The sequence below is a fragment of the Garicola koreensis genome (assembly GCF_014195445.1).
Taxonomy (GTDB): Bacteria; Actinomycetota; Actinomycetes; order Actinomycetales; family Micrococcaceae; genus Nesterenkonia; species Nesterenkonia koreensis.
On sequence record NZ_JACIBT010000003.1, the window covers coordinates 43,779 to 55,965 of the forward strand.

Sequence of the window (12,187 nt, forward strand, 5' to 3'; positions counted from 1 at the left end):
TTCTCATTGATTGTCGACTTTGGAGAAATAAAATCCATGAGAGTTTTCTCATTCGTCGCATCCGTCAGAATAGAACCATGACGCGAGAACTGGAACGGCTGCTGCGCAGCGAGGACGCTGGAGACCTGCTGGCCTCGGCGCTGGCATCCACCCGGATGCAGCTGGACTCATGGCAGCTGGAGCGCATCTACTCCCGGCCGCAGAACCATGGGCGAAGTGCGGAGACCTCTGCCAGATTCCGAGTCTCGGCGGGGGGCCGGACCCTCACCCTGGTGGCCAGCACCCGCACGCTGGACCACCTCCAGCTGCAGGCCCTGGGTGCCGTGCGCTGCGATTCCCCGGCTGGCCAGCTGTACGTGTGGGCCCATCCCAACGACCCGGAGCTTCCGGGACTGGCGGTGGCTGAGGACCCGAGGCTGCTGGCCCAGCGCCTCACCCCCCTGCTGGGAATCTCTGTCCACGTCACTGCCACGGAGATGCTGGTGCTGCGGCCGCTGCGTCGGGCGGTCTACCGTGTGCAGGTGTCCTCGCAGCTGGGCGAGCGAGTCCTGTTCCTCAAAGTGGTCCGGCCGAAGAAGGTCGCGGAGCTGCTGCAGCGCTACGCCGCCTCTTCGCTGACCCCCCGAGCCGCCGACGCCGGTGATGGGCTGCTGGTCAGTGAGGCCGCCGACGGATGGCCGCTGACCGAACTGCTCTACCGGCCGAGCTCGCCGAATCCGGGAATGCGCATTGACCCGCACGCGGTGCTCGCCGCCTTAGACTCCCTGCAGCCTGAGGCAATGGCTCTGCCGCCGCGGGCGGCACCGTCGACACGTCATCGCAGCTTTGTGGACTCGCTGGTTGCCGCTGGAGCGGACCGCAGCAGACTCCAGCGACTCGTCGACCGGATCGAGGCCGGGCTGATGCCGAATCCGGGACCGACTGTGCCCACCCACGGTGACTTCCATCCGGGAAATCTCTTTCTCACTCCTGATGGCAACCAGGCAACCGCGCTCATCGACGCCGACACCGTCGGTCCGGGTCATCGCGGCGATGACTTGGCCATGCTGTTGGCGCACCTGCTGGTCCTTCCCAGCTTCGACGCGGCCGGATACGCTGAGGTTCCCATCCTGGTCAATGATCTCTGGGAGCTGGTGCGCCACGAGCAGGACGCCGCCGACTTACCGGCACGCACCGCAGCGTCTGTGATCTCACTGGCGCCGGGGGCCAGGTCCACTGAACAGTTGGAGCACTACACAACCATCGCAGAATCACTTATTGGCTGTGATCAATCACACATACTTTCTGGAAAGTTTACCGGCTGAGAGGTCTTGTTTGCACTGCCGTAACATGCCAGCCTTGATAGGTACCACGGTGAATGCGGAAGTGACCGGCCGAAATCCGGTATGATCCGGCCCTCGCACGCTGAGAGTGGACGTGATCCCGATCCGTCGCCCCGAGTTCATCACACGTAAGAGCCCCACCTGGCCCGCACCCCGCGACGCCAGACCCAAGGAGTAGTGATCGCCATGGATTGGCGCAGCCGAGCAGCTTGTCTGGACAAGGACCCAGAGCTTTTCTTCCCCGTCGGCAACACCGGACCCGCCCTGCTTCAGATAGAAGAGGCCAAGAGCGTATGCCGTCGCTGCCCAGTCATGGACACCTGCCTGCAGTGGGCCCTGGACAGCGGCCAGGATGCCGGCGTCTGGGGCGGAATGAGCGAGGATGAGCGCCGGGCGCTGAAGCGCCGCGCCGCACGCGCACGCCGCGCATCCTGAACCCCCACTAACTCAGGATAGGGGCCCGGATCACCACACGTGTTCCGGGCCTCACTGCCTCCGGGCTGCGCTGCTTCCATTCGATGGACCCAGAAAGTTCTCCGCGCACCAGCGTGCGCACGATCTGCAGGCCGAGTCCGGGCTCCCACCCTTCGGCGGGCACGCCCACCCCGTCGTCAGTGAGTTCGATGTCGAGCCGCTGCCGGCCGGCGGCGTCATCGTGGCGACGCACGTTCAGCTCAACGTTCAGCTGCTCGTCCGCACCGCTGGCGCCGGGTCCGTGTTCAACCGCATTGGCCACGATCTCGGTGATCACCAGCGCCAGAGGGGTGACCATATCCGGGGGCAGCTGGCCAAAGCTTCCATGCAGCTGAGTGTGCGCGATGCGCTGGGACTGGCCGGACTCAGTGGCAAGGGCCATCTCTGCGGCCAGGCGCAGCTGGCGCCGAATCAGCTCATCGACGTCGACCATCTCCTCCAGCCCCTCCGAAAGGGAGTCGTGGACCATGGCGATAGTCTCCACCCGGCGTTGGGCCCGCGTGAGCCCTTCGCGTCCCTCTTCGGAATCCATACGGCGCGACTGCATGCGCAGCAGCGCGGAGACGGTCTGGAGATTGTTCTTCACCCGGTGGTGAATCTCCTTGATGGTGGCGTCTTTGCTCATCAGCTGCTTCTCGCGCCGGCGCAGCTCGGTCACATCGCGGCACAGCACCAGAGCGCCGACACGCTGGGCGCCCTGGTAGAGCGGAATCGAGCGCAGCGTCACCGCAGCGCCGTGCGCCTCCAGCTCGCTGCGCTGGGCCCGCCGGCCGGTCAGAAGCATCGGCTGGGACTCATCGACCACGACTCCGGTGGCCCGCTGCAGCTCAGCGCCGATGCCGGCCAGAGAACGGCCCTCCACAGTGTCCTGCACCCCCAGCCGCAGCAGAGCTGAGACCGCGTTCGGACTGGCGAAGGTGATGGTGCCCTCGGAGTCCAGGCGCAGCAGACCGTCACCGACCCGGGGAGCACCGGAATAGCCGGTGAACTCCTGCGCGGTATCGGGCCAGGCCCCGGACGCCACCATCGGCAGCAGATCCCCCGCACAGCGACGGTAGGTCAGCTCCAGCCGCGAGGGGGTGCGCATGGCGCCGACGGAGAAGTGCAGGGTGATCACCCCCACCGTACGACCTGCGCGCACCAACGGGATCGCGGTGACCCGCATGGGCGCCGGAGACGGCTGACCCTGATCTGAGGAGTTGGTCTCCACCTGGGAGGCCCAGGCGCGTTCCACCATAGTGCGCAGATCTGCCCTGATGCGGTCCCCGACCACATCACGGTGGATGAGCGTCTGCGTCGTGGACGGTCGGGCCTGGGCGATGGAAACGTAGGAGCGCCCCTCCGAGGAGACCATCCCCTCTGGGGTGTGGGGGAACCACAGCACCAGGTCCGAGAACGCGAGGTCGGAGAGCAGCTGCCAGTCGGTGACCAGAGCATGCAGCCATTCCACGTCGGCTGGGACCAGGTGTGGGTTGCTCTTCAGCCGCTCGTTGAAGAACGCCATGGTCAGCCCGGGTCAGCCTCCGATGAGGCCGCGCAGGTGACGCAGCAGCACTGTGATGGAGGCGATGCTGTGGTCTCCTCGGCCGCGCACCTCGGCGATGAGGCGCTCCGAGCGTTCCACCGAATCGGCATAGTCCTGCTTCCAGCGCTGCAGCCGATCCTGCGCATCTGCCGCCTCCGTGTTGGTCAGCACCGATTCGGTGATCTGCCGCAGCGCGAAGTACAGGTCATCACGCTGGGCTCCCCGGGCCAGAGCCTGCCACTTGTCCTGCCGCGGAAGGCTGCTGATCGAGTTCAGCAGCGCATCGGCGTCGAACTCGGCGTAGACGGCGTAGTAGACCTCTGCGACCTGTCGGGAGTCCAGGCCCAGCTGCTCTGCCGAAGCGGCAATGTCCAGCAGTGAGTAACTTTCGAAGAGCTGGGAGTACCAGTCCGCCAGCTGATGGCCCATCCCCTCGGCGGTGGCCTTCTCATACTTGGAGGAGACACGCTCAACGTCTGCGCCGCGCATCAGCTCCCCGACCCGGCCGTGCAGTGGGCTGATGTGTTCGGCATAGCTGTCGATGTCCTCAGCCAGCGACTGGGATGCCGTGTGGTTGTTGATGATCCAGCGCACAGCGCGGTCCAACAGCCGACGCATGTCCACATAGATCGGGGCACGGGCCGAGGTGGGGAACTCCACCGGCAGCTGCCGCATCTGGGCGTCGAACTCGTCGAGCCGGAACAGTTCGCGGGCCATGATGAAAGCACGCACCACCTCAGCCTCGGAGGCGAAGGTCTCCTCCATGGTCCGGAAGACGAAGGTGGCCCCGCCCATGTTGACCGCGGCGTTGGCGATCTGATTGACGATGAGCCGGTGCTGCAGCGGATGCCGCCTCAGCTCACCGGCGAACTCTGAGGTCATCCGCTCTGGGAAGTAGTTCCGCAGCACCTGGGTGAACCAGGGGTCGGCAGAGAGATCGGACTCCACCAGTGCGCCCTTGAGCTGAATCTTGGCATAGGCGGCCAGCACCGAGAGCTCCGGAGACGTCAGCGGCGGGAGGTCGTCGGAGAGACGGACCCGCAGCTCCTCGTTCGTCGGCAGCACTTCCAGGTCGCGGTCAAGCCCGGCGGTCTCCTCCAACCAGTTCAGCAGGCGGCCGAAGCTCGGCGACCAGTCAGCCAACCGCTGCCGGTCGGTGAACAGCAGCACGTTCTGATCCTCATTGGTCTGCAGCACCAGCTCGGCGACCTCCTCGGTCATCTCGGCCAGCAGATCCGGGCGGTCATCAGGATCCAGGTGGCCGGAGTCGATGAGCCGACCCAACAGGATCTTGATATTGACTTCGTAGTCTGAGCTTTCCACCCCGGCGGAGTTGTCGATGGCGTCAGTGTTGAGCAGCACCCCGCCCTGGGCCGCTTCGATGCGGCCGGACTGGGTGAGGCCGAGGTTGCCGCCCTCGACGACGATCTTGCAGCCCAGATCAGCCCCATTGACCCGGATGTTGTTATTGGCCCGGTCCCCCACCTCGTCGTGGGTCTCATGCTCGGATTTGACGTAGGTGCCGATGCCCCCGTTGTAGAGCAGATCCACCGGTGCCTTCAGCATCGCAGAGATCAGCTCCGGAGGGGTGAGGGTCTTCGCCTCGATGCCGAAACGTTCCCGCATCTGCGGTGTGACCTCGATGCTGCGGGCGCTGCGGGAGAAGACCCCGCCGCCCTCCGAGATCAGGTCGGCGTCGTAGGCGTCCCAGCCGCCCCGCTCGTTGAAGAGCCGCTGGCGCTCCTCGAAGGAACGGGCCGCGTCCGGGTCGGGGTCCACGAAGATGTGCAGATGGTTGAAGGCACCGACCAGCTGGGTGTGCTCCGAGCGCAGCATCCCGTTGCCGAAGACGTCGCCGCCCATGTCTCCGATGGCCACCACGGTGAACTCCTGGCTCTGCACGTCGTGGCCGAAGCTGGCAAAGTGTGACTTCACCGATTCCCAGGCGCCGCGGGCGGTGATGCCCATGGCCTTGTGGTCGTAGCCCACTGAGCCGCCGGAGGCGAAGGCGTCGCCGAGCCAGTGCCCGTACTCGAGGCTGATCTCGTTGGCGGTGTCGGAGAAGGTCGCCGTACCTTTGTCTGCGGCGACCACCAGGTAGGAGTCATCGCCGTCATGGCAGCGCACGTTGTTCGGGGCAGCGATGGTGACGCTGCCGTCGTCCTCCTCGATCTGCTTATCGGTGAGGTCCAGCAGGCCGCGGATGAAGATCTTGTACGCCTCACGGCCGCCCTCGAACCATGCGGTGCGGTCCTGCCGCGGATCGGGAAGCTGCTTGGCGTAGAAACCGCCCTTGGCCCCCGAGGGCACAATGACCGAGTTCTTCACCATTTGGGCCTTGACCAAGCCCAGCACCTCAGTGCGGAAGTCCTCCTGACGGTCCGACCAGCGCAGTCCGCCGCGGGCAATGGTGTCGAAGCGCAGGTGGGTGCCCTCAACCTGCGGTGAATAGACCCAGATCTCATGGGCCGGACGCGGCAGCGGGGCGGCGTCGATATCTGCGGGCCGCAGCTTGAGCGCAACCCGGTCGTGGCCCTGATAAAGGTTGGTTCGGTCCGTGGCGTCGATGAGGTTCAGGAAGGCGCTCAGCACCCGGTCGGCATCGAGTGTGGCCACACCCTCCAGTGCCTCCATCACCGCAGCACGAGCAGAGTCGACGCCGTTCTCGCGGCCTGCCGCCTCCGGGTCGAACTTGGCGATGAAGTACTCGACCAGCGCCTCAGCCACCTCCGGGTGGGCCAGCAGCGCTTCGGCGAGGAAGTCGTAGGAGTGCGGGCTGCCCAGTTGACGCATGTACTTGGCATAGGCCCGCAGCACTGTCACCTTGCGGATGCTCATTGCCAGCCGCAGCACCAGCCGGGAGAACACGTCCGACTCCACACGGCCGGTGAGCACGTGGTGGTAGGCCTCCTGGAACAGCTCCTTGGTGGCCGAGGCGTCGACTGACTCCGGGTACCGCATCCCCAGGTCGTAGAGGTAGAAGACCTCGCCGTCGTCTGTGGTGAGGGTGTAGGCACGCTCATCGAGGACGGAGAGCCCGAAGTCCACCAGGTTCGGCAGCGTATCGGTCAGCGTCTTGGGCTCGGTGAGGTAGAGCTTCAGCCGCATATCGGCGGGGTCATCGTCCTGCGGAGTGTAGAAACTCAGCCGCGGACCGTCCTGCGGCCGGGCCTCCAGGGTCTCGAAGGTGGCCGCGTCCTGCAGCGCATCGGAGACTTCGTAGAGGACCCGGTAGTCGCCGGGGAACGCTTCCCGCCATCTGCGCGAGATGCGCTCAGCGTGCTCGTCCTCGTAGCGGGCGGCGGCCTCCTGAGCGATGCCCTCCGGCCAGGAGCGCACGACGTCGGCCAGCCGGGCCTGCAGCTCCTCGGTGGTCAGGGCCAGCTCATCGGCACCGGGGCGCAGCCGCATCCGGAAGAACACCCGGGCCAGCACAGACTCGGAGAGCCGAACTGTGAAGTCGATCGACTCGGCGTCGATGTGCTCCAGCATCTCGTTCTCCACACGACGACGCACCGCGGTGTTGTAGCGGTCGCGCGGCAGGTAGAGCAGTGCGGTCATGAACCGGCCGAAATGGTCCTGGCGCAGGAAGAGCTTGATCCGACGGCGCTCCTGCAGCTGAAGGATCTGCCAGGCGACGTCTTCGACCTCGTCGATCTCCATCTGCATCAGTTCGTTGCGCGGATACGTCTCCAGGATCTGCAGCAGGTCGCTGCCGGAGTGTGAGTCGGCGCTGAACCCGGAGCGGGCGAGCAGCTGCTTCGCCCGTGAGCGCAGCAGCGGAATGGTGGAGATGGACTGCGTGTAGGCGCGCTGGCTGAACAGCCCGAGGAAGCGGCGCTCACCGGTGACCTCACCGTCGGCGTCGAACATCTTCACGGCCACATAGTCCATGTAGGTGCGGCGGCGCACGGTGGATCGTGAGTTGGCCTTGGTGATCACCAGCGCGCGGCGCTGGCGCGCCCTGGCACGACCGGCCGCAGACAGCGCCGAGGCGCTCTTGGGGCGGGTGGCACCCTCCACATCAGAGAGGATCCCCAAGCCGGTGCCGGGCACCGGCTCCAGCCGGGCCGTGCCGTCGCTGTCGGTCAGGGAGTACTCTCGGGACCCCAGGAAGAGGAAGTTTCCATCGCCCATCCATTCGACCAGTTCGGCGGACTCGCCCTGGTCGACCAGATCGTCCAGTCGGCGAATATCAGCGGCTGAGCGGTGGGCCTCAGCGATCATGCGGTCCTGATCACGATGGCTGAGCGCCACATCGCTGAGGATCTTCCGCAGTCCCGATTTGAGCTCCTGGACCTGCTGATCGGTGAGGACGTGGTCAAGTTCGACCGAGATCCAGGACTCCAGCTGGCTGTGGTCGTCCTCATCCTCCAGCAGGGCCGAGAGCGCCGGATGCGACTGGGTGTCGCCGGAGGACAGCGACCGGGCTTGGCTGGGCAGCGACTTGACGCTCTTGAGGCTGTGGTCGGCGCTGGAGCGAGCCGTGAGGAAGATGGGATGGACCACCAGAGAGATCGGGTGGCCGGCACGAGAGATCTCGGCGGTGACCGAGTCCACCAGATACGGCTTATCGTCAGTGACGACGTAGACGATGCTGCGGCGGCCCACTGTGACGACCTCGACCACCGGTTCGGAGTCGCTGCGTGCGGCGGCGACCTCCAGGTGCACCTTCAGCCGTTCTCGCTGCTTCTCCGGATCCACCTGTGCGAGGTCCTCCGGCGCGATATACGCGTAGTACGCGCTGTGAAGGTCATCGACCTCCTGATCATCGCGGGTCCAAAGTCTGGTGGGCAGCTCAGCCATTGCCTGACATCTTCCTAACCTCGATCGTGAACTACCACACAGCCTATCCTCTGGACGCGGGGGTTTCGACCTTCCCGCGGCGGCGCCGACGACGCAGGCCGCTGCCCGGCAGCAGTCGGCGACGCGGGGAGAGCTCGACGCCGACCAGCGAGGCGATATGACGCCGCAGCCCGGAGTTTTTGCCCGACTCGGCCAGCACCTCTCCGGAACGAAGCGCCAGGTCGCAGGCTTCCTGATCCCAGGGGAGGAAGCTGCCGATGCTGCCGCCGGGGCCCAACTGCGCCCACGCGTCACTGAGCTGCCGCCGTGGGGAGCGTCCGATGACCTCTTTGCGCAGCTGATTGACGATGACCTGCGGCTCGGGGGCCTGCGGCAGGTTCTCCGTCATCTCTTGAACGGCCTTGATCAGGCGCGCAAACCCCACCGGATCGGCTCCGCCGACGGCGAAGACCGTATCGGCGTGGATCAGCGCCGTTCGCGTCGCGGCGTTTCGCTGCGCAGCGGTTCCGGCGGAGTCCAGGGACAACTCCTCATCGTGCTCGATCCAGGGTGCCGTGTCGATGATGATGTGGTCATAGTCGGCCCTGGCCTGGGCCAGCACCAGTTCCAGGGCGTGGGCCCGCACTTCGGTCCAGCGGTCAGCCCGCGGAAGCCCGGTGAGCACTGTGAGTCGCCGATTTCCCAGCATCACAGTGGTGGCCGCCGCTGCAAGTCCCACCGGATCCAGCCGCCTGAGGTCGGCTGCGCGACAAGCCTGTGCGAGTCCGGCCGACTCCTGCAGCAGACCCAGGTGCACAGCGATGGATGAAGCGTAGGTGTCAGCGTCGATAAGCAGCGTACGCGCTCCGGAGATCGCCAATTCAGCGGCAATATTGACAGCCACAGTGGTGCGCCCGGGAGATCCGGCGGCACCCCAGACCGTGGTGATACCAGCCACCTGCCCCACTGCCTGCCCCGGCTGCACAGGCTCTGACGCCTCATGGCCGAGGTCGTCGACCATCCCGTTGGTCTCCATCAGGCGGGTGAACTCATCTGCCGACAGCCCATCCGCCGGCGGCTCCTCGGCGGATCCGCCGGCCACGCCCTGCGGATCAGCCAATGCTTCGGCCAGCTGCTCCGGGTCGGCGTCGTCGCTGAAGCAGACGGAGCCGAGTCCGGTGAGCCGCTGGCGCTCAGCGGCCACTTCGGAAACGACGACCACGTTCAGTCCCTGGTCGCCCAAGCCCGCCAGCACGGCGGCAGTCAGCTGTTCGGTGCCACCGATGATCAGGGCCGCATCGGCCCGGGTGGTCTGCGCTGCGGCGATCAGCTCAGTCAGGTCGGCGCAGCGCCGGTCCACCGTCACGGGAGTGTGCAGCCGTTCCAACGCGGTGACGTGGTCGGTCTGCAGCCGCCCGGTGCTCAGCACTGAGCAGCGCCTCATGGTGCGTCCCCCTGGGCCGCCGAGGGCAGCACCGAGATGACCGCACCCTCGCCCTGGGCCGTCAGCAGTTCAGAGAGCTCCTCAGATGCGACCAACAGTTCGACGGTCACCGAGTCTTCAGCTGCGAATGTGGAGCTGGACTCCCGGACATCTGTGACCTCTGCGGCGGTGACCAGCTGGGCCGCATCAGGGGCTTCGCCGCTGAGCGCGGCCCCTGCTGCGGCCCACACATCGACGAGGCGGCCGGGCTGAACGGCTCTGGCGAGGTCGTGCTCGGCCTGCACAGTGACGGCCTGCAGCCCGTTGGAGGTGACTTCGGTGAGCGCGGCGGCCGGAAGCATCTCGCCCTGGCCCACCATCCTGGTCAGCTGCAGCCCCTCAGGCAGATCGTCTTCCGCGGAGACGTAGCGTTCGGCGGCTTCGGGGATATAAACGTGAACAGTGCGCAGGTCCTCAGGCTGCAGATGATCCCCGGTGCTCAGCGGCCTGTCGGCGGCGTACACGGGCACAGTGCGGTCCTGGGCCGTGAGCAGTCCAAGAACACCAGCAACTGAGAGAACGACGATCAGCACCCCCAGGATGAGCCGGGGGTCGCGCCAGGTCGGCCGACGCAGGCGCTGCGCAGACCGTGACTTCTGATCTTCGGTGACTGTGATCTGACTCACGCGCTACACGATAGTCGAACCTGTGGGCACATGGGAGGGCGCGCCTGGAACTGTGGATAGTTCCGCTGAGCGCCCCGGGGTGAGACAATAATGACAAACAGCACCAAATGGCAGCGAAAGGGGAATAAGCGATGCGGAGGTTCCTCACCCTCCCCGATGTGGCCGAAGCACTGAACATCTCGATGTCCCAGACCCGCGCGCTCATCAAAAGCGGCGACCTGGAGGGCATTCAGATCGGCGGACGCGGCCAGTGGCGCGTCGAGGAGGCGAAGCTGGATGAGTACATCGACCGCCAGTACGCCGCTCAGCGGGCATCGCGGGCAGCCCATGACCAGGAGCAGCAGCACACAGCGAATTAGCTGCAGCGACTCACATGCTGCGCACCAGCACGACCGAGGCCAGGGCTATCGTCCGTATTCGTGGCTGAGTGCGCACTGCGGGGACTGAGGAGCCCGGCACTGCCACATCGAGGTGATCGGCACTCACGCCGGTGATCACTCCATGGCCGAGCTCTCCGCCGGGGCCTTCGACGGTCACTGTTTCGCGGCTGCGCGCCAGCGCCCGCAGCGGTGACCCGATCCCCAGCAGCCTTCGCGCACCGCTGGTTTCAGGCTGCGCCCGGGACGGCAGCGCCTCGACTGAGGCAATGGCGCGGACCGGAATGAGGAGACTCTGGGCACCTGCATGCCCACTGACCCAGTCAGCACCCACACTCTGAACCAGCAGGCTGCGCTCGCTGCCGCCCTGCAGCTTGAGCTGCAGCTGCGCGCCGACACCGGCACGCAGTCGGTTCACCAGCAGTATCTGCGCGCGCTCCCATTCGACAGCCTGGGCGACGTCGGCCTCCAACTGGTGAGCCTGCTGCGCAGACCACTGGGCCTCCAGGTCATCGAACAGCGCGTCCCACCGCATGATCTGCCCCCGATTCGACTCGTTCAGGTATCACTCTACGCGCCACTCTGGCGCCGCCACTGGCAGCTGTGTATTATCTAATGACATCAAACACTGCGAAACATGTTGATACACGTTCCAGCAATACGTATAGAGAGTCAACGATGGGTTTTGTTTCATTTCGGCCGCGACTGGGGTCTCCCCGGCACACCGGAGCCGAGGTTCGTGCCGGGGAGGCGGACGTCTGCGTGACAGTCACTGCCGGCACCTCACTGTGGAGCATCGCCGGTGAGCATCTGGGAGCGGCGGCGACGGACTGGGAGATTGCTCGCGAGTGGCCCCGGTGGCACCTGGCGAACTATGAGCTCATCGGCGAGGACCCGGCGCAGCTGCGCCCCGGGACCGTGCTGCGGCCTCCGCCGCGCTGACAGAACTGTTCGAGGACCGATCACCTGATGTGAAGGAGTGACCTGTGACGATGGCACTGAAGAAGAAGACCACACTGTTGGAGACCCTGGGGCCCGGTGAGGCTTCACGTCCGCTGCGTGCCACCGCCAGCGCAGCGGACGCCGATGCCGCCGAATACCAGGATGCCGGGCCGGGGTCTGCCGAACCTGGACGGTTCCGGCTCCATCGGGAGGCAGAGGTTCCGCGCATGATGGCCGCATTGGGCACTGATGCGGCGCCCTCTGCCTGGGCACAGGATGCTCAGCGCCCGGATGAGCTGGCTACCCTGCGGCAGGAGCGTCGCCAGATCGTGGCGATCTCACGGGTCGTGTGCCAAGCAGTGGCCGAAGTGCTGGCCGGGCTGCGGCCGGTGGCGCAGATGAGCCGTTGGCTGACTCCAGAGGTTCACGACAAGGTCCGGCAGCGTGGTGAGATCCTGGCACGCCACAGGCAGGGATCCACTGTGTACGGCGGTCCGCTCGCCTTTCGGTCCATCCGCACCACACATGTGCGACCCGGAGTGTGGGAGGTGTCGGTGGTCTTCAGCGACGAACGCCGCACCAGAGCCTGTGCGATGCGCCTTCAGGCTCACCGCAGGCGGTGGCGCATCAGCGCCATGGAGCTGGGCTGAGCC

Annotated in this window: 10 protein-coding genes; 5 read left to right on the plus strand and 5 right to left on the minus strand. The window is 66.0% G+C overall.

Translation table 11 applies throughout. From position 1 onward, the window contains the following. The first annotated feature begins 77 nt into the window (after positions 1-77). Positions 78-1,304, plus strand: a complete 1,227-nt coding sequence (locus tag FHX47_RS06600; protein ID WP_183358138.1) for a phosphotransferase family protein — start codon at positions 78-80, stop codon at positions 1,302-1,304. A 204-nt stretch (positions 1,305-1,508) separates the two neighbouring features. Beyond that, complete coding sequence (locus FHX47_RS06605) at positions 1,509-1,757, plus strand: WhiB family transcriptional regulator (RefSeq protein ID WP_183358233.1); 249 nt, start codon at positions 1,509-1,511, stop codon at positions 1,755-1,757. 7 nt (positions 1,758-1,764) lie between these two features. Here the strand turns inward: FHX47_RS06605 and FHX47_RS06610 are convergent, their stop codons facing one another. From FHX47_RS06610 to FHX47_RS06625, 4 genes are read right to left on the minus strand one after another with little or no spacing between them, the layout of a single operon-like run. Beyond that, entirely contained in the window at positions 1,765-3,300 is a 1,536-nt protein-coding gene (locus tag FHX47_RS06610; RefSeq protein ID WP_183358139.1) for a sensor histidine kinase, read from the minus strand. 12 nt (positions 3,301-3,312) lie between these two features. Next, positions 3,313-8,127: an NAD-glutamate dehydrogenase gene (locus tag FHX47_RS06615; protein WP_183358140.1), complete on the minus strand. Its 4,815-nt coding sequence runs from the start codon at positions 8,125-8,127 to the stop codon at positions 3,313-3,315. Positions 8,128-8,170: 43 nt separating this feature from the next. Further along, positions 8,171-9,550, minus strand: a complete 1,380-nt coding sequence (locus FHX47_RS06620) for a CpaE/TadZ family protein (protein ID WP_183358141.1) — start codon at positions 9,548-9,550, stop codon at positions 8,171-8,173. After that, the gene (locus FHX47_RS06625; protein ID WP_183358142.1) at positions 9,547-10,215 is read right to left on the minus strand and encodes a CpaB family protein; all 669 of its coding nucleotides are present in this window, start codon (positions 10,213-10,215) and stop codon (positions 9,547-9,549) included. Before FHX47_RS06625 ends, FHX47_RS06620 begins: the two co-directional genes overlap by 4 nt. 131 nt (positions 10,216-10,346) lie before the next feature. Here FHX47_RS06625 and FHX47_RS06630 point away from each other — a divergent pair, with 131 nt between their 5' ends. Beyond that, entirely contained in the window at positions 10,347-10,574 is a 228-nt protein-coding gene (locus FHX47_RS06630; protein WP_183358143.1) for a helix-turn-helix domain-containing protein, read from the plus strand. Between the two features lie 10 nt (positions 10,575-10,584). Here the strand turns inward: FHX47_RS06630 and FHX47_RS06635 are convergent, their stop codons facing one another. Continuing rightward, complete coding sequence (locus tag FHX47_RS06635) at positions 10,585-11,127, minus strand: hypothetical protein (RefSeq protein ID WP_183358144.1); 543 nt, start codon at positions 11,125-11,127, stop codon at positions 10,585-10,587. A 143-nt stretch (positions 11,128-11,270) separates the two neighbouring features. Here FHX47_RS06635 and FHX47_RS06640 point away from each other — a divergent pair, with 143 nt between their 5' ends. After that, positions 11,271-11,534 carry a LysM peptidoglycan-binding domain-containing protein gene (locus tag FHX47_RS06640; protein WP_221206169.1) on the plus strand — a complete coding sequence of 88 codons (264 nt, stop codon included), beginning with the start codon at positions 11,271-11,273 and terminating at the stop codon, positions 11,532-11,534. A 50-nt stretch (positions 11,535-11,584) separates the two neighbouring features. After that, positions 11,585-12,184: an Rv3235 family protein gene (locus FHX47_RS06645; RefSeq protein ID WP_246328082.1), complete on the plus strand. Its 600-nt coding sequence runs from the start codon at positions 11,585-11,587 to the stop codon at positions 12,182-12,184. Positions 12,185-12,187 lie beyond the last annotated feature (3 nt).